Origin of the sequence: Paenibacillus alginolyticus DSM 5050 = NBRC 15375 (genome assembly GCF_000422905.1) — a bacterium.
Lineage (GTDB): Bacteria > Bacillota > Bacilli > Paenibacillales > NBRC-103111 > Paenibacillus_E > Paenibacillus_E alginolyticus.
In genome coordinates this window covers 1-26,320 of the sequence record NZ_AUGY01000017.1, presented here as the reverse complement: position 1 = coordinate 26,320, position 26,320 = coordinate 1, and the positions used below count along the sequence as shown (strand labels likewise).

Sequence of the window (26,320 nt, the reverse complement as noted above, 5' to 3'; positions counted from 1 at the left end):
AGATATCCACAAGTGAATTTTAATTATGAAACCGTATCTGTCACAAAACACCGCCCTATTTCGCCTTATATATGAAAAGCGAAAAACGGAGGGTGATGAGCATGAACAAATACGACACAGCGATTATTGGCGGAGGTTTAGCTGGATTAATTGCGGCCAACGAATTAGCTAAGGGTGGAAATAAAGTGGTGATTTTGGAGAAATCGGGGCGCTTGGGCGGCAGAGCCATTACGAATAAGAAAAATGGTGTTTTCTTTAACTTAGGCGGGCATGCGTTATATCGCGCTGGGAAGGCATTTTCGATTTTACAAGAGCTTGGAGTTCGCATAGAGGGAGGAACGCCTTCATCCAAAGTGAACGCCATCTGGAATAATCAAATCCTTCCAATGCCAGCGAGTCCGATCAGCATGTTATCATCTAAGCTTCTATCATGGTCTGGCAAAATGTCCCTCTTAGGACTGGCGATGAAATTAAACAAAATCGATACAACTACATTAAGACATGCAACCTTGAGGGATTGGGCGGAAGGTGAGATTCCTGATCCTATGGTGCGTCATATTTTCTATGCGCTGTGCAGAACCGCCACATACACGCACGATCCAGATTATCAGCTGGCGGGTCCCGTACTTGCACAAGTTCAGCGTTCACTTAAGGGAGTCCTATACCTCCATGGCGGCTGGCAAAAGATCGTAGATCAGCTGCATGAGAAAGCGGTTCAAGCGGGAGTGCATGTCGTTAGCGGCAAAGATGTGAAAGAGATCGTATATGAGGATGGCAAGGTTCAAAAGCTTAAATTTGCCGATGAGGAATATTTAGAAGTCTCAAACGTGATCAGCACCGCTTCCGCTTCGGAGACCTACAAGCTCGTTCGTGATGCCGTTCACACGGTACTGAAACAGTGGAAGGATGAGGCCCGTCCATCGAAAGCGGCATGCCTTGATTTAGGGTTGAAGAAGCTGCCCGTCCATGGACGTGATGTTGCTATTGCGCTGGATCAACCCATTTTTTTCTCCCATCATACCGTCCATGCCAAACTAAGCGATAATGGTACATTGGTTGTGCATATGGTGAAGTATAATGGGCCTGGGGAAAGTGATCCAAAGGCAGACGAGCAAGTGCTAACCGCTACCATGAATGCACTTCATCCAGGCTGGGAACAAGAGGTTGTCGCAAGACAGTTCCTACCTAATATTACGGTTGTCCACGACTATATGCATATAGGTAAGTCAGATAGGTTTACAGGTCCGGCTGTTCAGGGGATTCGTGGTCTCTATGTGGCCGGGGATTGGGTCAGTCATGGTGAAATGCTCGCAGACGCATCAGCGGCAAGCGCTAAACGAGCGGCAGAGGCTATTTTAAAAGAAAGCCAATTCGCGTAAAATTGCCATATCCACTAGTTAGAGTTGGGAGATGTACAGTATGGAGTTAGCCGGATTTTCAGAGCAGGTGTACACATCGTACAAACCGCTTTTGTTCTCACTAGCCTATCGGATGCTTGGGAGTGTCATGGATGCTGAGGATGTCGTGCAGGAGGCATTTCTATATGTGAATGAGACGAATCCGGCACATGTCAACAATCCTAAAGCATATCTATGCAAAATTGTGACCAATCGGTGTATCGATAAGCTGCGTTCCGCCAGCAAAAAGCGCGAGGTCTACGTAGGTCCGTGGCTGCCGGAGCCACTTATCATGAGTGCTGACAACCAGACAGAACCTGATCTCTATTATTCGCAAAAAGAGTCTCTTTCGACCGCGTACCTGTTGCTGCTGCAGCAGCTGTCGTGGGTAGAGAGGGCGGTATTCTTATTGAGGGAGGTACTCCAATACGAGTACGACGAAATTGCCGAGATTGTTGGGAAAAGCAGCACGAATTGCCGGCAAATTTTCCGCAGGGCCAAGAGTGCCATTAGCAGCTTTCCAGATCGCGAAGCTGATCCTAAGGCACAGGACAAACAGCCTATAGTGGAACAAACCTCAGCCGTCGTGGAACAATTCGTGCAGGCTTTAGTAGCTGGCAATATCGGTCAGTTATTGAGCATTGTCAAAGCGGATGCCGTTCTTTACTCTGACGGTGGAGGTAAGGTGAAAGCCGCTGTTAGGCCTATAATGGGGGCAGAACGTGTCGCCATGTTCATGTCCGGGGTTCTCGCCAAAGTACCGCCTGGCTTCAGTTATTCATTGGCGACCGTGAATGGAGAATTGGGCATTGTGGCTTACGATGATGGCCAACCGTATAATGTGACTTCCTTCCATGTTGTTGATGGTCAGATTGCTGCTGTCTATCTCGTTGTTAATCCAGACAAATTGAGGCATCTATAAATTAGCTCCTGCTCAAACCTTCTTTCGCATGATCTCTCTCTTAGGGATTATGCGGAGGAAGGTTTTTGTGCACTCCCCAACGGATTTGTTGCTCCTAAGTTGGCTGTGCCAACCTTGTCTAGCGCAAATCAGTTCCAGGGGAAATACATTAGCTGCAAAAAATACATCAAATTTCGCGGAATCATCATTTTTGAACGCAGTTGCTGCATTTCCTACATCTAATTGTGCCTGAAATGAGGGTTTTGAGTCTTTCAGGTAAGATTACCTGCACAAAATGCAGCTAAATCGCTCCGAAGGTCGTTTCGGAGATAATTAACTGTACTAAATACATTAAGTGAAGAAAGTGTGCTCTCATACCTCTAGAGTTGGCTTCTGGGATTCACTGCAACTACTGCCGGGTCTCGCTAAGCGCCAAGCCTTTCTCTCATGGATTTTGAGTAAAAAGGATTTTTATGCAACAATTGGAAATTCATTGCGTCTAACTTATAAAGAATCTAAAGATTTGAGGTGCAGTAGACCAATGAAGTCCATACTCTTATTGCTTGTATTTGCATTTGGTTTGTCTAGTATCGGGAATCAAGGTGACGTCGCTGTTCCCCCAACTGAGGTGGAAAGTGTCTATGAGCTCCCATCCCCGAATCCTACAGCTCCGCTGCCTGAAAACTTGCAGGATCGAATGTTCCATTTAGAAAATGTGTATAGACAATTTTCTGTTAAGCCAATGAGTATTTCTAAGTCTGAACTAGAATTCCCCAATGGTGCATTTCATCTTCAACTTCTTAAGCTAGGTAATCATCGTGAGGAATTGAGCTTACAGGAGAAAGGTCAGATTAAAGAAGCCATCTACAAGGCCATAGGGTCACGCTTTTCACTTTATATTACAACTTTGGTTATACCGAAAGAGGAGGAGTTGGTTGGGTATATATCCGAACTGGATAGGGAAGAGCAAAAGATTCTCCTTGTTAATCCTGAGGCCTGTTTAGATAAGGAATGCAAGGAAAAAGAGAAGTTCTGGGTGAAGCTTGATGAAGATGCCGTTATCGTAACGAATAAAAGCAACGGTTCCAATAAGTTTGAGGATCTAAAACTAGGAGATTGGCTGCACGTATGGACGACAGGAGCCGTATTGCAAAGCTATCCTGCGCAGTACTCAGGGCTTGATATTGAAGTGGTGGAGCCTGAAGATGAGACACCAGTTGCTCTTTCAAATTTAATGAAGACAGATTTTAATGGCATTAAACAAATTGATGTCAGATTCGGTGACGGTAAAAAGCTGGCTATTACAGATGCTAAGTCACTTGAGGATATTTCGTCAAAATTGAAAAGAATTGAGCTTGTCCGAGCCAATGATAAAAGAACAATTGTTGGGTCTCTGTACGGAATGGAATTAACCATTGGGGATAATAAGTTTCTGTATGGTACCAGTCTAAGGTTTGATAACATTAAATATAAGCAAAATTCAGTTACAACCGAACTAAACGACTATATCGTAGCGCTTGGAAGAGCCAGCATTCCGAATTTGTTACCTGGCATACAAAGATAATAAAAAGCTGCTCACGAAGTCTTCGCGATTCGTAGCAGCTTTTACTTGTTAATCAAAGCGCTTTTCGGATCACCTTTTTATAATGCAGAACGGAGAGGATGCCGAATATTGAGTATAAAACGGTATACAGCACCATCACAATGATCATTGGCGTCCATAGCTCTGCACCGAAAAGAAAACATCCCGACTGAACCGCAAAATAACTGTGAATCAGCCCAACGACTAAGGGGATACCGAAATTAAAGATTTGTTTCAACTGAATGCCTTTTAACAAATCGTCCTGCGTAAAACCAAGTTTCCTGAGGATCGTATATGTCGGCTTTTCATCTTCGCTTTCATCCATTTGTTTGAAATACAGAATGCAGCCGGATGTAATCAGGAAGGTAAGTCCTAAGAAGCCGACGATGAACATGATGAGCCCCATCCTGTTTTTCTGGTCATTTGCCATGTTTTGGCGGGAATCATAAGAACGATTTTGATCAAAGCCCAGCTTATGATAAATCTGATTTGCTTCGAGAAGCTTTGCCTCATTTTCGATATCAATTCCCAGATAGACAGATGACTCTTTTTGAATCGCGGGGTCGATATCTTGCTTTAAACGCTTGAAAACCGAGTCATCAACGATAGCAACAGGCAGGCCGCCATTCGAAAAGTACCAAGAAACGATGTATTGCTTCCTAGAGCCTACATAAGTTTGCGGAATAACAATATGCTGCCCGCTAAGTTGGATTTGTCCGGAATCTTTGAGGCTCATAAATTTTTGCAGCATGTCATTGGTACCCGTAAATAGCGTTTGTTCGGCAGTGAGATCGGCGAATGGCGCGTCCTTGTCACTGATAACAGGAATCGTCATGTTACTCGGATCAAGGATAAGGCCTTCCATATTGGAAGCCAAGATTTCCTTTAGATTGGCCTTGACCTGAACGACCTCGATTGCTGTATCCTTGTGCTTGATTTGACTATCATCTAACGCGGCTTTAAATTTGTTGGCATCTTCCACATTCGTAATGGCAAAGTGTGCGGGTACGCTATTTAGGGCCGTTTTTTCTGCAGAGTAATAGGATATGTAGCTTAAAGATAACAAGGCGATGGAAAGCGCGGATATGGTTGTGATAACCGTCAATAGCAAAGCATTCGATTTCATGCGAAACATGATGGATGAAAGCGATAATACCTCGCGAACATGTAAATAGCCATTTTTCCTTCTTCGGATGACGTTAAGGATTAACCGGACAGACCCTTTATAGAACAGATAGGTTCCGATGATGACGGATGCCAGAATGAAGATCATGGCCGAAAAGATGGCAACCATCGTCATGAAATCTCCGCTAAACAGCTTCGAAGAAACGTAGTAGCCAAGCAAAATAAGGAGCAATCCCACCATCCCCATGATGGCTTCTGAAGTAGACAATCTTTTCACCTTCACTTCAGTTGAGGTAGAGACGCGAAACAACGATAAAATGCTCTGTCTTTTAATAAAAATATAGTTGACCAGCATGATCAACAAGTAGACGGCGCTAAATACAACGAGAGTCTGGGATAGTGCTTGCATTGAAAAGTGAAGCGATGCGGCAGCTTTAATGCCTGTAATTTGGAATAAAATCATTAAGATGAGCTTAGATACGGAAAATCCGATAAATGTCCCGACGATTAATGAACCGAAATATAGGACAAAGTTCTCGACGCTTAGGATGCGGAAAATCGCGGTTTTCGTCATACCGATTAGCTGCAATAAACCGATTTCTTTACTGCGCCTTTTCACGAAAATATTGTTAGCATACAGATTAAAGATAGCGACAATCGCAACAAGTAGGATGGAAGCTGCACGAATGGATGCCGCGCCTTTAATGGAGCCTTTGGTTTGGTCTAAAGCAGGGTCATACTGCAGGGTAACGAATGCGAAATAAAGCGCGACACTGAACATTAAGGCAAACATATACAGGTAGTAATGCTTGATGTTGGACTTCAGGTTTTGAGTAATCAGCTGGTTAATGCTCATTGTGCACCCCGCCTAGAACACCCTGTGTCTTCATGATGTCTTGAAAGAAGGCCTGCCTGGATGCTTGACCTTTATATAATTGGGTATAGATTTGTCCGTCCTTAATAAAAATGACTCTGCTGCTGTAGCTGGCGGCAACTGAATCATGGGTAACCATGACGATGGTCGCTTTCCGTCGTTGATTCAATTCATTTAGCTTGTTAAGTAAATCCGAAGCGGATCTGGAATCGAGGGCACCGGTGGGCTCGTCGGCGAAAATAATACTTGGTTCATGGACAAATGCTCTAGCAGCAGAAGTCCGCTGTTTCTGTCCGCCTGAGATTTCGCCAGGATACTTATCCTGAATTTCCAAAATGCCAAGCTCTGTTGCTACCGCTTGAAATTTGTGATTGGCTTCTTGCTTCGAGGCTTTGGTAATGGAAAGCGGCAGAAGGATATTCTCCTTAACGGTCAATGTATCCAACAGGTTATAGTCTTGAAAGATAAACCCCAGATGATGCTTACGGAATTCAGCTAACTGCTTCTCTTTCATGGCCGTAATTTCTTGGCCTTCGATTTTAATGGAGCCTTGACTGAGCGTGTCAATCGAAGAAAGAACATTGAGCAGGGTTGTTTTCCTGAGCCGGATGGGCCCAGGATGCTAACGAATTCCCCTTTTTCAATGCTGATGTCCAGGCCCTTGAGCACCTCTTGCTTATTCAGCTTATTGCCATAGCTTTTATGGATTTTGACAGCTTCCAAAATATTCATATGATTCACTCCTCTTCTACGATAGCTTTATTATAAAAAGCTTCGCATCCTTTTTCCTTCGATTGAACGAACAAAGAAGAAAGGCATGTGACAATGTTGTCACATGCCCGTAATCCGGACGGTTTCATTTGGTTGTGGAAAAGTGAGCGTAAAGGTTGTGCCCGCGCCTGCTTCTGAATGTACAGCAATATGGATGAGCAAGGTCTGCGCCACCTTTTTGGCCAAATATAAGCCCATACCTGTTGCGGCGCTGTCCTGGTGCCAAGTCGTAGAAGTAAAGCCTTTATCAAAGATACGCGGTAGATCCTTAGGATCGATTCCGCGACCGTGATCTTTTACTTCGAGCACCATTCGCTCATGCAGCTGGAAGCTCTTTACTATGATATCCGAAGAGTCGCTGTCGCTGTATTTCACTGCGTTCGTCAAGAGCTGCCGTAGAATAAAGGCTAACCATTTGGCATCGCTGAGCACTTTCGTGACGTCGAATTGTACATCAAAGCCTATTCCTTTTTGGATGCACCAGGACTTCAACGTCTTGATCTCCATATATATAAGCGCTTCAAGATCTACGTACTCGATATACAGGTCGTTCTCCATAGACGGCAAACGTTTTTGGTGGAGCTGCCGGTCAAGCAGCAGATGGATTCGCAGCCATTCATAGGTCAAAGCAGCTTTCATGGCTTCATCATCCAAGCGGTCAATCATGAGACGCATGGCCGTGAGCGGTGTCTTCACTTCGTGAATCCAGGACAGCAGCTCGTCTTTCTCTTGTTCTAACGCCACCTGTTGCCGTGAGGCGATTTGACTCAGCCGCTCGGTCAAGCCCGTCATACTAGTCTCGACAATTTGTTCGAATGGGCTTTCAGCATCGGCGATACTTGCGAGATCGAGATTGTTTTCACGTTCTTCCAACCTCTTATAGAACTTCGTTTCTTTGTTGTAGCGGATAATCAGAAAGATAGCAAACAAGGTCGTCAATAAAAAAACAATATAGAGAATAGGGGAGAAGGGAATCTCGTAATCGAGATATGCGATAAAAAGTAGAAGCCCTTGCCCTAGTAGAAACAGTAGGATCCAGCTTTTCCTTTCCATAACATACTTCTTAATCATGGAAAGGGGACTCCTCTGCTGCGATGTAACCCTGACCGATCTTCGTTTCGATAAAACGTCCTAAGCCAATCTCGTCCAGTCGTTTCCGAAGCCGATTGACATTCACGGTTAAGGTATTGTCACTTACAAAACGCTGGTCATCCCATAAGCTGTTAATCATTTCTTCCCGACTCACGATCGTGTTCTTATGTTCAATTAGCAGCTTGAGGATATAGATTTCATTCTTCGTCAACTCAATCGAGCCTGCTTGATTAGTAATCATATTTTTCTCGTAATCAACAGTTGCGCCGCACCATGTTTTGAGCTTGATGGGTTCCGTGTTGTAGTTATAGACGCGTCTGAGAATAGCTTGGATCTTCGCAATGAGCACATCGAAATGAAAGGGTTTTTGGATAAAATCGTCCGCTCCCAGCTGCATAGACATGACCATGTCAGTGGGGTGATCGCGTGAAGACAGGAATACAATCGGAATGTTGGAATGGGTCCGAATCATCCGGCACCAATGAAACCCGTCAAATTTGGGCAGTTGAATATCTATAATAACTAAATCAGGCTTTAGGGCAATAAACTCTTCAACCACTTTGCTGAAATCAGCTATGCCGTGTACATCATACGACCATTTGGCCAGTCTGATCTTAATCTCTGTGAACAGAGTTGCGTCATCTTCAATGAGCAAGATTTTAAACAATAGGAATCACTCCACTTGAGTCGAATTTCTAAACCTCATTGTAATGGAAAATAGCGGTTTGCTGCAATGAATTAGCTTATTCCGGCCAAAGACCAAAAGAATATTTTATGGGTCTTTGTTACCACATAAGAAAGTATAAGTTTTCGGTTCCCGAAAACCGCTTTCTTATTGGCGATAAAACCTAATATAGGGATCTTTGGTCGTAGACCAAAATCTCTCCTCGTTAAACGCGGTCGCTCATCTTTGAATGGCCTCGATAGAGGTTTTCTCATAAAATGAATACAAAAGAGCTGCACACGAAGTCTCGGACTCGTAGCAGCTCTTTTTCATGTTACGGTGTAGGTATTGGGAAAGGTTTTGCTTTCTTGGCTTCTTCTGGTAAAACAATATCGACTGGCTGATTAACATCTTTGTAAGTCATGGACATCGTCATATCCATATGATCGATCGGAATATTCGGATCTTCTCCGTAAGTGAGAATATAGTCACCGTCCATATTAATTGGCAGCTTCGTTTGTTCATCCATGGTGACAATGGCTGATAGAGAAACACTCATACCCGTGATGGCTGGTGAGTTTAGAACTTCCTTGAATGTATCTTGACTTCCGCCAAGTCCACCAAGCGTCTTCATGATATCTGCGGAATTCGTGAGCTTGCCGCGAATCGAAATCTTACGCTGCTTTTTCCCATCCTTCTCGGTAGAGCCAAGATCCTTATAGAAGAAATAAGGCGTTACCAGCGATTTGTTCACATCTAAGCTTTTCTTCTGCAGCTCCATAAGCTGGTCGAAGGTAAATGGCATTTGCTTGGATACATCGTACCATTCGACGACGTCGTTATTGGGAATCGGCATGCTCATGTAGGTACCTTGGCTGACTGTATATTGCTCCATTTTGACCGTTCTGGTTACCATATCAGAGCCAGGCGATGTGGTTATTATCGTTTGATGAAGTCCTTGGTCTCTGTTAAAGGAAACATCCGATTTTGCTTTTGTTGGAAGATTGTTCATCGGATAACCAACACTTGGCTTAAAGAAAATGTTCATGTCCATATCCATATGGGCACGGAAGGTTTTTAGCTGGGTTTGGGTAGTTGGATCTTCCGCTAACCATTTTGGAATGGAAGAATCAGTTGCCAAAGCTTTTTTAATTGCTGTTCGGGCTATTTCATTGGAAACTCCGGTATCTTTGCCAAAATCGACAGCGAAATCAGCTTGCAGCTCCGCGCTTGCTTTGCTATCAGAGAGACCGAGGAATCGCCCAAGAATAAATGAGGCTTCTTCTGGGCTAATGATTAGATCTAGTTTGAACGTTCCGTCGGAGTATCCCTGCAGGACTTGACGTTCCCGCATGACACGGACAGTGTCTGCATAAGGGGACTCGGAGCTGACATCCGAGGGGAGAATCGTTTGTTTATTCGTAGGTGTCAGTTGAAGTTGATCTGCAATTTGTTGGATAAATTGTCCGCGTGTGATAGGCAAGCTATCACTGGGTGATGCTGCAGATGCCGATAGGGGAGGGATGACTAACGTTAATCCCATCACAGTGAGTAAGGTTGTGCGTTTGATTCGTATCATTACGATGATTCACTCCTTTATTTATTATTCCTTCCTATTGAAAATACCATAATTTTCTTTAAAAATGCTAGTTTAGGTAATGGCGGTTTGATGTTCCAACCTCAAATGGCGCATAATGGATATACCTAAGAGTGGTTAAATAGAGGAGAGAACATAGATGAGTAAAAAGAAACTGATTGAGTTAGAGGCACCCAAGCGACCGGCGCCCACTTTTACACTTCCTGCATCCAACGGGAAAAAAGTATCCCTAAAGGATTTCAAAGGGAAGAAGCTGGTGATTTACTTTTACCCACAAGACAACACGCCGACCTGTACCCAACAATCGTGTGATTTTCGCGATTATAATGGTAAGTTTGCAAAGCTCGGTGTAAAAGTGATTGGAATTAGCCCAGATGAGCTGAAAGCCCACGATAAATTCATTGAAAAGTATGAACTGCCGTTTCTATTGCTCTCCGACCCTGATCATCAGGTGGCTGAGAAGTTTGGAGTATGGGCACTCAAGAAGCTTTATGGCCGTGAGTATATGGGGATTGTTCGGTCTACTTTCTTGATAGATGAAGAGGGGTATATCGTCAAGGAATGGAGTAAAGTGAGGGTTAAGAATCACGTTCAGTCAGTTTTGGACGCTGTAATGGCATTGAATACTAATACATAATGAACAAACGATAGTTGCTAATACGCAGCAAATAAAAATGGAACTTTTTTACAAATTCTTCGTCTAATTCATTGCATGGGAGAAAACTTGTGAAGAGGGGAAAGCGATGAATAAGAAGCTGATGGTTTCGATATTGTCTATTTTCATGGCTTACGGAAGTACCGCGTACGGGGCTGTGGAGGAAACCCATTGGGTGATGAAAGAGCTCAAGGATTACAAGCAATACATCGTGCCTTATAGGGACAACGCTTCGATACAAGGTACGATCACGCAGAAAGAGTGGGATTCATTTCAGCTAAATGTGTTGGACTCTGGCAAGCTGGATAAACCTATACTGCTCGATGATTGGGCGACGGCTCTTAAAATAGCGGTGGATTTGCCGGAAAAAAACCGTGATGCCTGGATCGGCATGTATGTTCACGAGCTGGGTCAAGGGACGGGGATCACACGTGAAAATGCGGTCGGAGGGATGGTAAAGTTGTTGATCGGTTCTTACTTCAAGGGGAGCTGGTCTGCGGAAGAAGTAAAGCCGGCAAAAGCGCTGCTGGATCTCCAGGATATCAGTGATAAGCAGCGAGGTCTGGTTGAGATCGCGTATGTACAGGGAATTTTGGATGATTCGGTGAAAGAAAAGTTTAGGCCGAACGATAGGCTGACGAATGCCGAAGCCATTTCTATGATGTATCAGGTCATGGGGGAATTGGCGTATGACAAGCCGGATCTGCCGGCAAACCATTGGCTCAGCGAAGAGTTGGGGTCTGCCTACCAAAGCAACAAGCTTCCAAAGCCGATGCTTAAGGTGCTGCGTCGTGCTTTTCAAGATCCGATGAATGCCGAACGCAATATTCCTGTTGGTTTGTGGCACGAAATGCTCATTTCAGGGCTGCCGGTGCCTGCCTATCTGAAGGAGAAAGCGTTTATGTATACGCTTGCTTATGACAAGGATGGAGGAATACTAAGGGACAGAGCGGTAGTCGGAATAACTAAGCTGGGGAAAAATCCAAGAAGCGCAACGGCGGAGGAAAAAATGAAAGCTGAACAAGCGTTTGCCGATTATCGCGATGCTTTTGACTCCGATAAAATCGCTGTTGCCTACGGAGATGGGCTTTTGGAGGGACAAAGCGGTCAAAGCTTCGGCGTCCATGGTTACCTAACCTATGCTGAGGCTGCTGCTCTTGCTATCCGTGCAAGCTTAAGGGAGACATTGAACGATACCCCTTTGCTAATTGATGAGAAGACAGCATTGCAAATAGCCAAAGAAAAGGACCCTGATTCTGAAGCCGAATGGAAAGCAACCTTCAAGAAGGGGCTGGTGCTTCATGATAACACGAACAGGATAATTTATGACGGATGGGTTGTTGAAGCGGTCTATCCGGCAGGCAACAAAATTGTTGTGTATATTGATGCCAGAACGGGTAAAATCATGGTCCTTGGGGAGATTGAAGCTTTCCTATAGGGGAAATAGAGGAGTCAAGCTCGAGCCTATGCGCATGGTTTTTTTGATAAATCTTTTTGTGAAAGCTATTTCCACCCATTGGGAGTGGGTAGCTTTTTTATTTTTTATTAAATAATATTATTTTTGCGGACTCCAAAATTCGATTTTAGAGTCATTCAGCTTTTATGAGGTAATTGGGCTATAGTAGTTACCAAAGTTGTATATTTATACAACATCATGTGGATTCTTACCTTCAGCAACCTCAGAGAATTGAACAGATTTGACGATTGATCCCGATTTAAGTGTATCGACGGTCTCATATGTAAAATACTGTTGAAAATCTAGCGTGAATTGGGTTAATATGTAAACCGTAGTGAATCATATGAACTAGATTGATAGACTATCTACCTATAAACCAAGTGAAATGATCAAAGGCAAACCCGTCGAAAGCCGGGGACGCAAAGCCACGGGTCTAAGTCATGAGTAACAGCTCATGATAGGACAGCCGGGCCGCTCTTTGAGCTTGGTTTTTATTTTATCACAGGAGGAGAAGCTTGTTTTGAAAAAGAACCTTTTATTTGGATTGGTTACCGCAGTTGTTATTTTTACTGGATTGGCGGTTACGCAGAGTCCAAGAGGGTACGCGGAAGAAAATATTTTTCCCACTAGGTTTGAAGGTGAAACCCACCTTTCCGGACAATCGATGGTCTGGCAACAGGATGGTGGCGATGGTTATCAGCAGGTGACCGTTCAAAACATTACCACTGGTGAAAAAAAGCAAATCACCCATACAACAACAAAAAAGAGATTCACGAACATAGGCGGTACTCTGGTGACATGGCAGGAAAAAAGAGATATGAGCACTCCCGAGCGGGATTGGGATGTGTACGCGTATGATTTGACAACTGGCACAGAAAAGAAACTTAACGAAACATCCGGTACTTACGGTCAGCCCAGTACAGATGGGGATTATATTGTTTGGTCAAACGGTGGCAGCATTCATGTGTATAACTGGAAACAAGATACACGGACATCGGTTGGGGAAGGTATTGATCCAATTATCAACAAAGGAAACATCCTGTTCAAATCAAAAGAAGGGCTTAACCTGCATAACATAGCGACGGGGGTTACGAATCTGGTTGCAGCTGCTCCCGAAGGTTATGCAATCACTTGGTTTGCATTTCAAGGAGAAACAGCGCTATTAATATTGAATAAATTCAATGAAGGTAATCAATATGCGATACTCAAGCTAGGCGGATCCAAACCGGAAATAGACTATGTAACACCTTTAGCAAAAAAGAAACGTGATTTCAGCCAAATGGCGGTCGGAAACCATTATGTTGTATGGCTTGAAGAAGATAAGGATGGGGTTCCGCAGCTAATGGGCGCTAGGGTGGATGATGGAAGCGCGGTGCAATTGACCCAGGCCAAAGCAAGCGATGTGCAACCGCTGCCGATTGGTTTTATCGGTGATACACTCATATGGGTGGAGAACTATTTTACTACGAGGGCAATGCCCCTAAACATTGAAAAGTCAACTTCCGGTTCTCTCAACTACGCACCTATCCCGAACGCGCCAAAACCCGAGCCTATAAAAAGGCCGAGGGTGCCCGAGAAGAAATTTGATATTGCACCTAGTGCACCAATGGCTACAGAATCCGAAATACAAATTGAAGTAAATGTAGAAGGACATAAGATGCAATTTGATGAACAACCTTTCATTGAAGAAGGTACCACGTTGGTTCAGTTTCGACCCATTTTTGAAAAGCTGGGACTTCAAATCCAGTGGGACGGCGATACGCAAACCATCACTGGTTCGGCAGACGGAGTGAGTATTCGATTGCAGATCAACAAGCCAGAAGCCTTCGTGAACGGAGTAGCCGTAGATTTGGAAGAAGCGCCGAGGATAGAACATGAAGTTACCGTCGTTCCGCTTCGCTTCGTTGGCGAGGCAACGGGAAGAAAGGTGATTTGGGACGATAAGCTACACGCGGTATATATCATCGCCCCGGAAACGGTAGGTAAGTTATTGTATCCAAATGGAAAGTTGAAGTATGAGGGCCAGCTGAAAAACGGCAAAATGAATGGCAAGGGCAAGCTTTATCGGGAAGATGGAACGCTTTGGTACGACGCAGAATTTATGAATGACGCAGTCGAGGGCACAGGCACTTTTATCCAGCAAGGGCTTATTGATGGAAACGACATGACTAACTTTTATTACGTCGGAGAGATTAAGCACGGAATTCCGGACGGACAAGGTAAGGGGTATGATCCTAGAGGTAGATTAATATACCAAGGCGGTTTCGAAAATGGAAAGTATGCCGGTCATGGCAAATATTTCGTCAATGGCAAAATTGTCTATGATGGAGATTTTGTAATGAGCCAATATGATGGCTACGGTAAACTATACTCAGGGGGATATCTCTTGTATGAGGGGCAGTTTAAAGCTAATAACCGCCACGGTAAAGGCAAGCTATATGAACAAGCCTTTCATCATACATTGGACTATGAAGGTGAATTCAAAAATGACATATTCAATGGCGAAGGCAGCTTTTACTCATCAATAGATTCTTTCTACACAGGACAATGGGTGAACGGGAAAAAAGAAGGGATAGGTAAAGAATATTCCTCTTACCTTCTGGACTATGAGGGTGAGTTTCATAACGGAGTGAGGGAAGGCAATGGCAAGCTCTTTGAGTCTGATCGACGGATTTACGAGGGAATGTTCAAGAACGGTAAACCGGAGGGCAAGGGTAAGCTGACAGACGAATACGGTAAAATTATATTTGAAGGACAGTTTCTGGACGGCAAGCCCGCAGGGTCCTAACTCCATTGATGCCCCTGCCATCTTACGATGACATCGTAAGGTGGTTTTCTTTTTATGATTGACAGCGATTGATTTATTAGTGAGGATACATATAAGGACAACGCTTACTACTAGCTGCACCGAAAACAAATCCGCCTAACTTGAAAGGACTTCTCACATGTGGACCATGCTCAAAGACCGAAGAATGACGTTTCTCATGATAGCCAACATTTTATCCTCGATCGGCTCAGGAATAACCATGATTGGCGTGCCGTGGCTGTTAGTGAATCGAGCAGGGGGGAGTGAGATCTTTGGTTATGCAACACTTGCATCAACCATCATACTTTTCTTCCTATCGCCGCATATCGGCGTATACATTGACCGCATTTTTAGGAAGAAAATGCTGCTGGGCAGTGAAGTGATCGGCGGATCGGTCACACTGCTATTTGCGCTATGGGGACTAAGTACAGGCCACTTCGAAACATGGCAGCTGATCGTCATTTATTTTAGCGGTTCTCTGTACTATAACGTTCACTTTCCAACCCAGTTCGCTTTTACACAGGAGATCTTCTCGAAGGAACAGTACAAGACGCTCAATTCCATCCTCGAGGTCCAAAATCAATCCACATCGATGATCGCGGGCGGCTTGGCGAGTCTACTGATTGATCATATCGATTTTGCCTGGATTCTATTAGCGGACGCGATGACTTACTTTTTAGGCTTTGGTCTATTTTTGCTTATTCCTTATATCAAGAACAGGTCTGTCACGGCAACCGGCGCCGTTTCCATGTGGTCCAATATCAGAGAAGGCTTCGATTATTTGAAAACGAGACCTCTATTGGTCATGTTTTTCCTCTGCGCGTTGATGCCGTTTCTGTGTGTGATGGTCGGTAATTACCTTTACCCCGTCTATATCACAAGTGTCCTCCATGGAGGGGCCAATGTTCTCGGGACAGCCGATATGATTTTCGCCATCGGAGCTGTCGTGGCCGGATTAACGATCCCGCTGCTTATGCAGCGTTTGGGCTCCTACTATACGACGATTCTCTCGTTTGTCATTTTTAGTCTGTCGATTGTTTTCTTTTATGTATTCCCTATTGTTTCTATTTTTCTCCTCTTCAAAACATTGAACGGATGGGGGAACGCAGGGAGTCGCGTAGCGCGTAATACGATTTTGATGGAAATGGTTCCAAATCATTTGATTGGTCGTGTGAATAGCTTTTTCAACACCGTAGGAATGGGGATGCGAGTTCTGCTCATTGGTGTCTGTACGCAAATTGTTTCTTTTCAAGGCGCTAGGATGGCCATTCTTTTGCTCGGAATCTTATTAGTCGTTAGTTTCATTGGTCTTATTGGCAGCAGGCCCTTGTTTAACGTGGCAACACAAACGAAAAATGAGGCTGTACCGCAAGAAATTTAGCAATAAATCGAACGAAGGCAGCTCGGATGTTTCATTAGAAAACTATCCTTCTCACTCCGAGAGGGGTAGTTTTTGTTATGGTGACATACTCTTGAGGGTTCTCCCATATAATCTATCAGCTAGCAAAATGATAGAACAAGCGGAGGGATCATCGGATGCGTTTTCGTGTACAACGTGCGACCAACAGACAGAAAAGAGTTCAACTTTCATTGGTAATCCTTTTACTAGTTTCTCTATTTTTCTTTACAATTCCAGCAAAGGCAACAGAGAGCGATGGAAACTCCGCACAAGTACAAGAAGGGCAAGATCTTTTTCAAAAGCTCAAAACAGGCAAGCGCCCGCAGAACGAGAAGACGTATGAAACACCGGAACAGCCAACCGTTTACTTGACCTTTGATGACGGCCCTAGCAAGCTGACAAGTCAGGTGCTGGATATTTTAGATAAAGAGAACGTGAAAGCTACGTTTTTTGCACTTGGTGAGCAAGCGCAGGCACACCCTGCATTGGTTAAAAGAATCGTGCAAGACGGACATACATTAGGCAATCATTCCTATAATCATGTATATAAAGAGCTATACAGCGATTTCCAAACCTTTTGGGACCAAATCCAGCGTAGTGAGGACATCTTTGCCAGTTTGGCTGATACCAGACCGCAATTGGTGCGCGCCCCTGGAGGTACATATACGAATTTCGATGCGTACTACTACTATTTGATGGATCAAGCGGGTTATATCGTTACAGACTGGAATGTAGACAGCGGTGATTCCAAAAGAGTGCATGTGCCTGTGAATGAGATTTGGCAAACGATTAAGGGAGCACCTCTTGAACACGAGATCAACATCCTGTTTCATGACGGCAGTGGGCATGAGTCAACGGTAGAAGTATTGCCCCAAGTCATTAGCTATTACAAAAAATTAGGTTACGCGTTCGCGCCCCTTACGTCTCAGGTTAAGCCCAAACAATTCCCAGTGGGGAAGTCGAAGTGGTCGAGAAACATGAGTTTGGCCCATTTCCAAGAGCTGATGAAAGAAACCCAGCAATATGCTTTAGCCCATATTCAGGCGGATCAAGATCAGAAGGATGCTGAGCAGCATCTTGCCAATCAAACCATTGTAGCCAGAGAAGAAACGGCACAAATTCTATCCGCGCAAGCGGCGCTGCCGCTGCAAGTTCATGTGGTAGGCGGCAGCAGTTTTACAATTGAACCTTCAGCGTATCAGTTGCGTGCTAATCGGATTGAACTGCCGCTACGCCTTCTTATTGAGAAAATAGGCGGGCAAGTAGAGTGGCAGGATGATAAGAAGACAGCGAATGCACATTTTGGTGTTTATGATTTGGAATACGATTTATCCACTAGAAGCATCAGGCTGTACACCCTAGGTAATAGCGTTGCTACCTATTCATTAGCTGATATGAATTTCAAGGATGGTAAGATCATCGTTCCTTTACGGAAAACCATAGATTTACTAGGCGGGCGAATTACGGATACGGTCATAGATTCTAATAAGCGAGAGGTGTCTGTGGCATTACGGCCTTATTATATATTTAAAGAGAATAATAGTCTTCAGAAAAACTCTCTATTTGCCATGGGAGGATAATGTCTAAAATAGTAGAGGGCTGGAAAAACTAGAAGCATACCCTTATAAAGGAGGCTTCTTGTCTATGCAGTCGAAAACCCGAATATTCGATCAGCCGCAGCCTCTCGTGGAACGGATGATCATGAACGTAGAGAAAGTAATTGTTGGAAAGAGAGAGACGATAGAGAAAGCGTTCGTTGCTATGCTGAGCGGCGGCCATCTTTTGCTAGAAGACGTTCCTGGTGTGGGGAAGACGATGCTTGTACGTGCCTTGGCTAGGACGATTGGTTGTGAGTTTAAGAGAATTCAGTGCACGCCTGATTTATTGCCGTCGGATGTAACCGGTGTATCTGTATTTAATGTGAAGTCGAATGATTTTGAGTTTCGTCCCGGACCTTTAATGACACCCATCGTGTTGGCAGACGAAGTCAACCGTACCTCACCGAAGACACAATCTGCTTTCTTAGAGGCGATGGAAGAGAAGCGGGTTACGATAGACGGGGTGAGTTATGAATTGCCTAAACCCTTCGTCTTATTAGCTACGCAAAACCCAGTGGACTATGAAGGTACTTATGCGCTGCCGGAAGCACAGATGGATCGTTTTATGATGAAGTTGTCACTTGGTTATCCGACGCCTGAGCAAGAAATTCTGATGCTGGATCGCCTACAGGATCGCCAGCCGCTGGAGCACTTGAAGCCTGTTATCGTACAGGATGAGTTCGTGCAATTGCAAAGAGAAGCAACCATGATTCATGTCGATAATACGTTAAAAGATTTCATTGTGCGTCTGGCTTTGGCAACTAGGGAGCATGTTGATTTGTACTTGGGAGCAAGTCCAAGAGCATCCTATGCTTTGATGCGCGCTGCGCAAACGTTGGCTTATATGAAGGGCAGAAGCTTTGTGGTGCCAGACGACATTAAGGATTTGGTGCTGCCGATCTGGACACACCGGCTTATTCTGACTTCCGAAGCACGAATGACGGGCAAGTCTGCGGAGACGATTTTGACAGATTTACTAGCCACCTTACAAACTCCTGTTCTTCGCTATGTCTCGGGGAAGTAGGCCAATGATGAGAAGCTGGGGTAAGACGTCGCTGTTGGTTGTGGGATGTGTGCTGTCGATTGTTTTGGCGTATTGGCAAGGTGGATTTGCCGCTTGGTATTTAGGAATTTGTTTGACATTAATTTGGATTCAGGCTGGATTATTTTATGTATTCGCATTAAATGGACTCACCGTTAGCCGGCAGTTGTCAGGCGAGGTTTTCGTATCTGGTGAAGACGTTGCCATCACTTTGCAGATTGGGCATCGTACGTTTTTGCCGCTGCCTTGGATGATTATTAAGGATAATTGGGTTCATGAAGGAAGCGGGGTGAAGCTGACCTATAGCAAGCTGGTTTTCCCATGGTTTCGATCAGCCTTCATCCTCCATTATAAAATGACGGGTCTTATGCGAGGTGTATATCGGTTCGCAGGCTTTGAGGCGGTGACCGGTGATTTATTTGGTTTTGCTGTGCGAAAAGCCTATCGCGATGATCTTCACCGGTGTGTTGTTTATCCGAGACCTGATTCTTTGACCGGATCAGGCATGACATTTCAATCCGAGGATGGTGATGTGTCTACCATCCGTGGCCCCAAAGCCGACACACCGCTGATTAGCGGTGTTCGCGATTATGTCAGCGGTGACCCCTATCACCGCATCCATTGGAAATCCACAGCCAGGCTGGGCCGGCTGATGACCAAAGACCCCGAGCAAGCATCCTCCGCGAAGCGGATGCTGCTGCTCGACGCGGCGCCTGCGGCGGGTCCAGCTGAGGCGGCGCAGCCGCTGCTGGAGAAGGGCGTCGCCCTCGCGGCGGGCTTCTTCGAAGCCGCCGCTGGCGGGCGCGAGAGCTGCGGCTTCGCCAGCAGCAGCTCCACCAGCAGGCGAATCGCGCCGACGATTCGCCCTGATCTAACGCTCGCGTACGAAGTACTCGCGAGCGTGGGCGGCAAGCCCGCCATTTCCTTTCCTGACCTCGTCAGGAAAGAGGCGGCGGCCTTGCCGCTGGATGCGTCGATGCTTTGCATCACATCGACGCTGGATTCGGCGCTGGTGCGCGCGATCGCAGATAGCGGCACCAAGCGCCGGTCCGTGCACGTGATCTACGTGCACGCGCGGCCCTCCCTCTCGGTCGCGGAGCGAGAGGGAGCTTCCCAGCTGCAGGCCGTAGGCTGCAGCTTCACGGAAGTGCCGCATCCCGTGCGCCTGTGGCCAAAGCAAGGAGGTGTCGCGGATGCAACCGCTTGAACATGGCCGCGCGCCGCGCGCTCTTTCACGTCCTTTACGCTCAAGCGCAGACTCGTCGCGCTTGAAGTCTCGGTCTCTACATACTAACGTAGACTCAACACATACAGGAGCTAATGCCGCTATCCCATCAAGCCCAATCTTCCATTCAAGCGCCATCTCTAACGCACAGTCATCATCGCTAATCACCAACACCTTTTTCCGAGATAGTCTAATCTCACTGCTGCTCTTCCTGCTGCTCTCAGAATGGCTCCGTCCTCTAGCCTGGATGGCCGATGCCTCCATTCAAATCGGTCCCATTCTGGTCGTTTTTGCGATTTGCATCGCCATAGATTGCTTCAAGGTTCCTTATGCGTGGGGATGGACAGCCAAAAGCGTTATGATCCTGCTCTTCATCGGCTTTATGTTCGACCGTGAAGGCTTTCTAACCGGAGCATGGATCATTGATTTGGTGAGGATCATTTCTCAGGATATGGTTCATATCGTTCAAGCTCATTTCGATCTGATCAGTGGTCAAATGCGAACGCTGCTCTTCCTGTTAGGTTGGTCGCTCCTGATTTCCGTTGTGCAGGCTCTCATGCTGCAGAGGCAGCACAGTCTTTGGTTTGTTGCGGCCACGCTCGTTTATCTTGTCTTCTTACAGTTGGTGCTTGGCGCGGATACGGTTCAAGGGATTATGCGCACAATAGGATATGGACTACTTCTGTTATCGCTGCTCAATCTCTCTAGAATTGAACAAACCTATGGCATCGCTTCGGTGCGTTCGGGCAGCTTTTTTCAATGGATCGTAGTCAGCTTGGTCGTTGTAAGTGCGCTAGCAAGTGTAGGGTGGTACTCGGCAAGGCAGGCGGAGCCTACTCCCCTCATGAAACCTGTTAGCTGGGCGTATTTATACGATCGCATATTTGAACTTTACAACGAAGATACCGGGGGGAAGGGGGCTTTTGCTCGGTCTGGATACGGTCAAGACGACTCCTCCTTAGGAGGTCCACTCCAGGTGGACACGACCCCAGTATTCACGGCTAAAACATCCGAATTAACCTACTGGCGCGGAGAATCCAAAAGCTTCTACGACGGCAAAGGATGGACTGAACCCAATCAAACGCTGGAGCCTTTTGTTTCTACTAATCCACCATTCACAGGTCGGGCTGTGAATCAGGAAATTCTATGGAACACGAAGTCGCCAAATAACCAAATGTTTGTGGGTGGAAAGCTATTAGGTGTTGATATGCTGTTGAGCGAGAAGGGGAAACCGCTAACATCGAACAGCCTCCTTACATCTAAATCTAATGGTAAAGTGACTTTGCCCGAGATCATGGATCCGTTGTCATATTACAAAATAACCGTCCAACCCGTGCAGGAAGATCCATCTATTCTCAATACCGATACAGGCAGCTATCCCTCTGATGTTGCAGGGGAATATCTTCAGCTTCCATCTTCATTGCCGCGGTCTGTTCGCGCCATTGCTGAGCAAGTGACAGCGAGTCGTTTGACGCCTTATGCCAAAGCGGTTGCGATTGAGCAGTATTTAAGCAATACCTATACCTATAGTCTCGAAAAGCCAACGAATCCAAGCCGCAATGAGGATTTTGTCAGTCATTTTCTGTTCGTAGACCGAACAGGGTACTGTGATCATTTTTCAACCTCGATGGTCGTTATGCTTCGTTCTGTCGGGGTGCCTGCCCGCTGGGTAAAAGGTTTCGCTCCAGGGACACTGCAAGCATCTAGCGACGGTGATGAGCTTAAAGAAGTTGTGGTTCGCAATCTAGATGCGCATTCATGGGTTGAGGTTTATTTTCCTTCTATGGGCTGGGTGCCGTTTGAGCCTACGCCGGGTTTCTCTGGTATTTCGTCCGATCATCCGAGAGAAACTTTGACGACAGCTGCCATGGAACAAGCGGCGATGACAGCTTCCCTTATGAGCGTTCCTACGCCTACTAAGTTTACAACCAATCCAAGTGAGTGGCTTCATGCAACGAAGGATAAAATCGTCAATTTTGCAAAGCCTTATAGGAAAGCATTCATTGTTCTAATCGGATGTTGTCTCCTGCTTGCGGGTATTTTCGTTTTGCTTAGGCGAAAAGGGTTCCTAGTCAACTCACGGCTGTATTTTCCAATTTACAAAAGCAAGACGGGCAATTCACACCCCATGACACCGTATATGGATCGTTTATGGATACAGCTTTTTCGAAAATACGGCGCAAAATCCGCTAGTCAGACGGTGCGAGAGTACGTCGCAATGCTAAATTTCAATGATCAAAGGCAGAAACAAGCACTGCTCGAGTTTGCCTTAATTTACGAAAGTGTCCGCTATGATACGGCCAATTCACTGACCTATACGAAGCGAGAAATTACCGCGATTTGGAAAGCCATTCAAAAGACACATTAAACCCCTTTACATCCTAGGTACCTAATGTTTAAAATTAGTACCTATAAATAGTGATAAGTGGACAAGGGGAGCCCCTTAAACCTCAATCGCTATGAATCTAGGAGGTCGGATAATGAGTAAACCGAGTGAAATGATTGTCGTATTAGATTTTGGAGGCCAGTATAATCAACTGATTGCTAGACGAATTCGTGATTTGGGCGTTTACAGCGAGCTGCTGCCGCACAATACAACTGTTGATAAAATTCGTGAGCTTAACCCTAAAGGGATTGTGTTCTCGGGCGGTCCGTCGAGCGTATACGGTGAAGGAGCTCCGGCGGTTGACGCAGGAGTCTTTGATCTAGGCATTCCAATCTTGGGGATATGCTATGGCATGCAGTTAATTGCTCACCAACTGAACGGTAAAGTTGAACGTGCGCATACGCGTGAATATGGCAAGGCAGATCTTGCATTTACGAATGAAAGCCCGCTAGTGAAAGGGTTAGAATCCAAACAAACCGTGTGGATGAGTCACGGCGATCACGTTTCCGTCCTGCCTGATGGCTTCGTTATAGAAGCAAGCACGGATTCTCTTCCGATTGCTGCAATGAGTAACCGTGAGCGCAACATTCATGCCGTACAGTTCCACCCAGAAGTCCGTCACTCCCTTCAAGGGAATGAAATGATCCATAACTTTATTTATGGAGTTTGCGGTTGCGTGGGCGACTGGACGATGTCCTCCTTTGTGGAAGATATGATCAAAGAGCTTCGTCAAGAAGTTGGCGACAAGAAAGTCCTATGCGCACTTAGTGGCGGCGTGGATTCATCCGTTGTTGCTATTCTGCTGCACAAAGCCATCGGCGCTCAGCTGACGTGTATGTTTATTGATCATGGTTTGCTGCGTCAAGGTGAAGCAGAGAGCGTTATGGACACTTTCGTCGGTAAATTCGATATGAAAGTAGTCAAAATTGATGCGCGTGAACGTTTCCTAGGCAAACTGGCCGGCGTAGACGATCCCGAGCAAAAACGTAAAATTATCGGTACCGAATTCATCCGTGTATTTGAAGAGGAGTCCAGTCAGTTTGATGACTTTACTTTCCTAGCTCAAGGTACTTTATACACAGATATCGTGGAAAGCGGTACGGCTACGGCTCAAACGATCAAATCGCACCATAACGTAGGCGGATTGCCGAAAGATATGAAGTTCAAGCTCATCGAGCCTCTTAAAACACTTTTCAAAGACGAAGTGCGTAAAGTAGGCGAGGAATGTGGCCTTCCAGCAGCTATCGTGTGGAGACAGCCTTTCCCAGGTCCTGGTCTGGCAATTCGTGTTCTAGGTGAAGTTACGGAAGATAAGCTGAAAATCGTTCGTGAATCCGACGCCATTCTGCGCGACGAAATCGCCAAAGCAGGCTTAGATCGTGAGATCTGGCAGTACTTCACAGCACTTCCGGGCATGAAAAGCGTGGGAGTTATGGGTGACGCAAGAACTTACTCTTACACCGTAGGTATTCGTGCAGTTACATCTATTGATGGAATGACAGCGGACTGGGCGCGTATTCCTTGGGATGTGCTTGAGAAGATTTCGGTTCGAATCGTTAATGAAGTTGAGAACGTGAATCGTATCGTTTATGACATCACTTCTAAGCCGCCAGCTACCATTGAGTGGGAATAATATAAATCACTGTAAAAGACGAACGTTTTGGGAAAATATACCCCTTTATCGTTCGTCTTTTTTATTGACATCAGGTTATTTCCCGACTAAAATGTGTTATGGATAACAGTTTTTCGTATAATCTTGGGAATTGGCCTGAGAGTTTCTACGAGATCACCGCAAATGATCTGGCTACGAAAAAAAGGAACGGAATCCGTATGAGTTACTACGTGCACCTTTACACATGAAGGCAGCTCTCATATGGATAGCTCCTTTTTCGTACCCGGAATCAGGCAGTATGATTCCGGGTTTTTTGCTGTTGCCAGAAAGTATATATGTATACTTTTGCTTCGCACAACCTTGATAAACGCGCTCGTCCTAGAAGGACGACAGGGGCGTTTATCCTGGGTTCCCCACATTCGTTTTAGGAGGAGTAGGAAAATGGATCGCTTTTTTAAATTGAAACAAAACGGCACGACCGTAAGAACAGAAATCATGGCGGGGATCACCACGTTCATGACGATGGCTTACATTTTGGCGGTAAATCCAGACATTCTCAGTGCTTTTAAATCGGGTGCAACCGGCGGTGACTGGACTTCGATTTTCTTGGCAACAGCGATTGCTGCGGGTGTAATGACGATTGCAATGGGGTTATTCGTTAACTTTCCAGTTGCGTTAGCTCCGGGAATGGGCTTGAATGCTTACTTCGCGACCATCATTTTAACTTCGCAAGGTAAATTTACGTTTTCTATGGCTTTAACAGCTGTATTCATTTCGGGGATTATTTTTATCATTCTTACCGTTACCAGAGTTCGTCAAATGCTCCTCGTGGCCATTCCTGATAGCCTGAAGCATGCGATTACTGTGGGTATTGGTTTGTTTATCGCCATGATCGGTTTCAAAAACAGCGGGATCTTAACCGTTGCGGTTGAAAGCGGCAAAGATATTAAGGCGCATCAATTTACAGATGTACTTTCATTTGAAACTGTGTTCCACATGGGTTCATTAGAAGATAAAGGCGTTATTTTAACAATCGTTGGGGTCTTGTTGATTTCTATTTTTATGGTGCTTCGTCTTCGTGGTGCTATCTTGATCGGTATATTGGCTACGACAATCATTGGGTACTTCATGGGTATGGTTAATCTAGGTTCATTGACTAGCGCAGATACGACATGGGTTCCTGATTTAACAAAGCTTCGTTTTGCTGATTTTGATTTTGCAGGCATTATGACAACGGGGATCGTTTCGGTTATTGCTACGTTTACGTTTGTTGAGCTTTTTGATACATTCGGTACGATGGTTGGAACAGCGAATCGCGCTGGTATTATGAAGAATAAAGAAGAAGGCAACAAGCGCGTAGGTAAGGCCATGTTCGTGGATGCGATTGGTGTTAGTGGCGGTGCGTTAGTTGGGACAAGTACGGTTACTGCTTTTGTAGAGAGCGCAGCAGGTGTAGCTGAAGGCGGACGTACAGGTTTAACGGCGGTAACGACAGGCGTATGTTTCTTGCTTGCCCTGTTCTTAGCTCCGATTGCCATGTTGGTTCCTGGTTCTGCGACAGCGGCAGCGTTGATCGTGGTTGGTGTTCTGATGGTTCAATCCATTCGTGAGATCGACTTCCAAGACTTTGTTCTGGCGATTCCAGCTTTCCTTACCATTGTTTTGATGCCTTTCACTTACAATATTGCGAATGGTATCTCCTTCGGTATTGTTTCGTATGTAGTTCTGGCAGCAGCTTCTAACCTAGGTGGCAAAAGTCAGACACGTTACCCGATTCACTGGTTAATGTGGGTACTGGCGATTCTAATCCTAGCTCGTTACATCTTTATAGGAAGCCAAGGTTAAAAAGCTTCAAGCTCTGGTGCATTACGCACTGGAGCTTTTTTATTTCCATATTTTTCAAGGTATATAAAGCTTGCAATCAGTTCGTGGATTTGTTATATTACTCCTTGTCGCTTCGGCGGTCGAATGAAGAACGAAAGAAATTTTAAAAAAAGTTCTTGCAATCGAATAGACTGATGTGGTATATTGATCAAGTCGCCTTTGAGGGGCGAAGGATTAAATCGAAAGAAATTGATCTTTGAAAACTGAACAACGAGTGAGTAAGCACGAACGAGAAATCGTTCAAAAAGAGATTG

The 26,320-nt window shown here is 45.4% G+C and carries 17 protein-coding genes, 1 pseudogene and 2 riboswitches; of the genes and pseudogenes, 13 read left to right on the top strand and 5 right to left on the bottom strand.

The features are described 5' to 3' along the window. The first annotated feature begins 101 nt into the window (after positions 1–101). The 3 genes from G519_RS0109430 (at position 102) to G519_RS0109420 (ending at position 3,862) form a co-directional block, all read left to right on the top strand. A complete protein-coding gene (locus G519_RS0109430) occupies positions 102–1,379 on the top strand; it encodes a phytoene desaturase family protein (RefSeq protein WP_029194469.1) in 1,278 nt (425 codons plus the stop codon). Between the two features lie 40 nt (positions 1,380–1,419). After that, complete coding sequence (locus tag G519_RS0109425) at positions 1,420–2,319, top strand: RNA polymerase sigma-70 factor (RefSeq protein WP_029194468.1); 900 nt, start codon at positions 1,420–1,422, stop codon at positions 2,317–2,319. A 520-nt stretch (positions 2,320–2,839) separates the two neighbouring features. Further along, positions 2,840–3,862, top strand: a complete 1,023-nt coding sequence (locus G519_RS0109420; RefSeq protein WP_029194467.1) for a DUF3221 domain-containing protein — start codon at positions 2,840–2,842, stop codon at positions 3,860–3,862. 52 nt (positions 3,863–3,914) lie between these two features. On the opposite strand, the gene G519_RS0109415 is transcribed toward G519_RS0109420, so the two are convergent. The 5 genes and pseudogenes from G519_RS0109415 to G519_RS0109395 all read right to left on the bottom strand — a co-directional run bounded on the left by G519_RS0109415 (position 3,915) and on the right by G519_RS0109395 (position 9,985). Continuing rightward, positions 3,915–5,861: an ABC transporter permease gene (locus tag G519_RS0109415; RefSeq protein ID WP_029194466.1), complete on the bottom strand. Its 1,947-nt coding sequence runs from the start codon at positions 5,859–5,861 to the stop codon at positions 3,915–3,917. Next, a pseudogene (locus tag G519_RS42395) lies at positions 5,851–6,611 on the bottom strand (ABC transporter ATP-binding protein). Before G519_RS42395 ends, G519_RS0109415 begins: the two are co-directional and overlap by 11 nt. Positions 6,612–6,710: 99 nt before the next feature. Continuing rightward, positions 6,711–7,721, bottom strand: coding sequence for a sensor histidine kinase (locus G519_RS0109405; RefSeq protein ID WP_029194465.1), 1,011 nt, complete (start codon positions 7,719–7,721; stop codon positions 6,711–6,713). Then, positions 7,714–8,409, bottom strand: a complete 696-nt coding sequence (locus tag G519_RS0109400; protein WP_029194464.1) for a response regulator transcription factor — start codon at positions 8,407–8,409, stop codon at positions 7,714–7,716. The genes G519_RS0109405 and G519_RS0109400 overlap by 8 nt, the downstream gene beginning before the upstream one ends. A gap of 331 nt (positions 8,410–8,740) precedes the next feature. Further along, positions 8,741–9,985: an S-layer homology domain-containing protein gene (locus G519_RS0109395; protein WP_029194463.1), complete on the bottom strand. Its 1,245-nt coding sequence runs from the start codon at positions 9,983–9,985 to the stop codon at positions 8,741–8,743. A gap of 157 nt (positions 9,986–10,142) precedes the next feature. Here G519_RS0109395 and bcp point away from each other — a divergent pair, with 157 nt between their 5' ends. The 10 genes from bcp to G519_RS0109345 all read left to right on the top strand — a co-directional run bounded on the left by bcp (position 10,143) and on the right by G519_RS0109345 (position 26,027). Next, on the top strand, positions 10,143–10,640 hold the full coding sequence (bcp, locus tag G519_RS0109390; protein WP_036632503.1) for a thioredoxin-dependent thiol peroxidase: 498 nt from the start codon (positions 10,143–10,145) through the stop codon (positions 10,638–10,640). 106 nt (positions 10,641–10,746) lie between these two features. After that, the gene (locus G519_RS0109385; protein WP_029194461.1) at positions 10,747–12,096 is read left to right on the top strand and encodes a PepSY domain-containing protein; all 1,350 of its coding nucleotides are present in this window, start codon (positions 10,747–10,749) and stop codon (positions 12,094–12,096) included. 402 nt (positions 12,097–12,498) lie between these two features. Continuing rightward, positions 12,499–12,593, top strand: a riboswitch (cyclic di-GMP riboswitch). Between the two features lie 41 nt (positions 12,594–12,634). After that, complete coding sequence (locus tag G519_RS50090; RefSeq protein ID WP_127528287.1) at positions 12,635–14,902, top strand: stalk domain-containing protein; 2,268 nt, start codon at positions 12,635–12,637, stop codon at positions 14,900–14,902. A gap of 157 nt (positions 14,903–15,059) precedes the next feature. Continuing rightward, positions 15,060–16,301, top strand: coding sequence for an MFS transporter (locus G519_RS0109375; protein ID WP_029194459.1), 1,242 nt, complete (start codon positions 15,060–15,062; stop codon positions 16,299–16,301). A gap of 155 nt (positions 16,302–16,456) precedes the next feature. Next, positions 16,457–17,899: a polysaccharide deacetylase gene (locus G519_RS42390; RefSeq protein ID WP_051253281.1), complete on the top strand. Its 1,443-nt coding sequence runs from the start codon at positions 16,457–16,459 to the stop codon at positions 17,897–17,899. Positions 17,900–17,963: 64 nt separating this feature from the next. Beyond that, the gene (locus G519_RS0109365) at positions 17,964–18,941 is read left to right on the top strand and encodes an AAA family ATPase (protein WP_029194458.1); all 978 of its coding nucleotides are present in this window, start codon (positions 17,964–17,966) and stop codon (positions 18,939–18,941) included. 4 nt (positions 18,942–18,945) lie between these two features. Continuing rightward, a complete protein-coding gene (locus G519_RS0109360) occupies positions 18,946–20,166 on the top strand; it encodes a DUF58 domain-containing protein (RefSeq protein WP_029194457.1) in 1,221 nt (406 codons plus the stop codon). Next, entirely contained in the window at positions 20,153–22,552 is a 2,400-nt protein-coding gene (locus G519_RS0109355) for a transglutaminase family protein (protein WP_029194456.1), read from the top strand. The genes G519_RS0109360 and G519_RS0109355 overlap by 14 nt, the downstream gene beginning before the upstream one ends. Positions 22,553–22,664: 112 nt before the next feature. Beyond that, entirely contained in the window at positions 22,665–24,203 is a 1,539-nt protein-coding gene (gene guaA, locus G519_RS0109350) for a glutamine-hydrolyzing GMP synthase (RefSeq protein WP_029194455.1), read from the top strand. Positions 24,204–24,296: 93 nt separating this feature from the next. Next, a riboswitch (purine riboswitch) is annotated at positions 24,297–24,397 on the top strand. 226 nt (positions 24,398–24,623) lie between these two features. Then, complete coding sequence (locus G519_RS0109345; RefSeq protein ID WP_029194454.1) at positions 24,624–26,027, top strand: NCS2 family permease; 1,404 nt, start codon at positions 24,624–24,626, stop codon at positions 26,025–26,027. Positions 26,028–26,320 lie beyond the last annotated feature (293 nt).

What these genes read in the sequence shown, in the direction of transcription:
- G519_RS0109420 (WP_029194467.1), top strand. Translation starts at nt 2,840, where the DNA reads ATGAAGTCCATACTCTTATTGCTTGTATTTGCATTTGGTTTGTCTAGT.
- G519_RS0109355 (WP_029194456.1), top strand. Translation starts at nt 20,153, where the DNA reads ATGCAACCGCTTGAACATGGCCGCGCGCCGCGCGCTCTTTCACGTCCT.
- G519_RS0109430 (WP_029194469.1), top strand. Translation starts at nt 102, where the DNA reads ATGAACAAATACGACACAGCGATTATTGGCGGAGGTTTAGCTGGATTA.
- G519_RS42390 (WP_051253281.1), top strand. Translation starts at nt 16,457, where the DNA reads ATGCGTTTTCGTGTACAACGTGCGACCAACAGACAGAAAAGAGTTCAA.
- G519_RS0109375 (WP_029194459.1), top strand. Translation starts at nt 15,060, where the DNA reads ATGTGGACCATGCTCAAAGACCGAAGAATGACGTTTCTCATGATAGCC.
- G519_RS0109365 (WP_029194458.1), top strand. Translation starts at nt 17,964, where the DNA reads ATGCAGTCGAAAACCCGAATATTCGATCAGCCGCAGCCTCTCGTGGAA.
- G519_RS0109385 (WP_029194461.1), top strand. Translation starts at nt 10,747, where the DNA reads ATGAATAAGAAGCTGATGGTTTCGATATTGTCTATTTTCATGGCTTAC.
- G519_RS0109415 (WP_029194466.1), bottom strand. Translation starts at nt 5,861, where the DNA reads ATGAGCATTAACCAGCTGATTACTCAAAACCTGAAGTCCAACATCAAG.
- G519_RS0109425 (WP_029194468.1), top strand. Translation starts at nt 1,420, where the DNA reads ATGGAGTTAGCCGGATTTTCAGAGCAGGTGTACACATCGTACAAACCG.
- G519_RS0109360 (WP_029194457.1), top strand. Translation starts at nt 18,946, where the DNA reads ATGATGAGAAGCTGGGGTAAGACGTCGCTGTTGGTTGTGGGATGTGTG.
- guaA (WP_029194455.1), top strand. Translation starts at nt 22,665, where the DNA reads ATGAGTAAACCGAGTGAAATGATTGTCGTATTAGATTTTGGAGGCCAG.
- G519_RS0109405 (WP_029194465.1), bottom strand. Translation starts at nt 7,721, where the DNA reads ATGATTAAGAAGTATGTTATGGAAAGGAAAAGCTGGATCCTACTGTTT.
- G519_RS0109345 (WP_029194454.1), top strand. Translation starts at nt 24,624, where the DNA reads ATGGATCGCTTTTTTAAATTGAAACAAAACGGCACGACCGTAAGAACA.
- G519_RS0109395 (WP_029194463.1), bottom strand. Translation starts at nt 9,985, where the DNA reads ATGATACGAATCAAACGCACAACCTTACTCACTGTGATGGGATTAACG.
- bcp (WP_036632503.1), top strand. Translation starts at nt 10,143, where the DNA reads ATGAGTAAAAAGAAACTGATTGAGTTAGAGGCACCCAAGCGACCGGCG.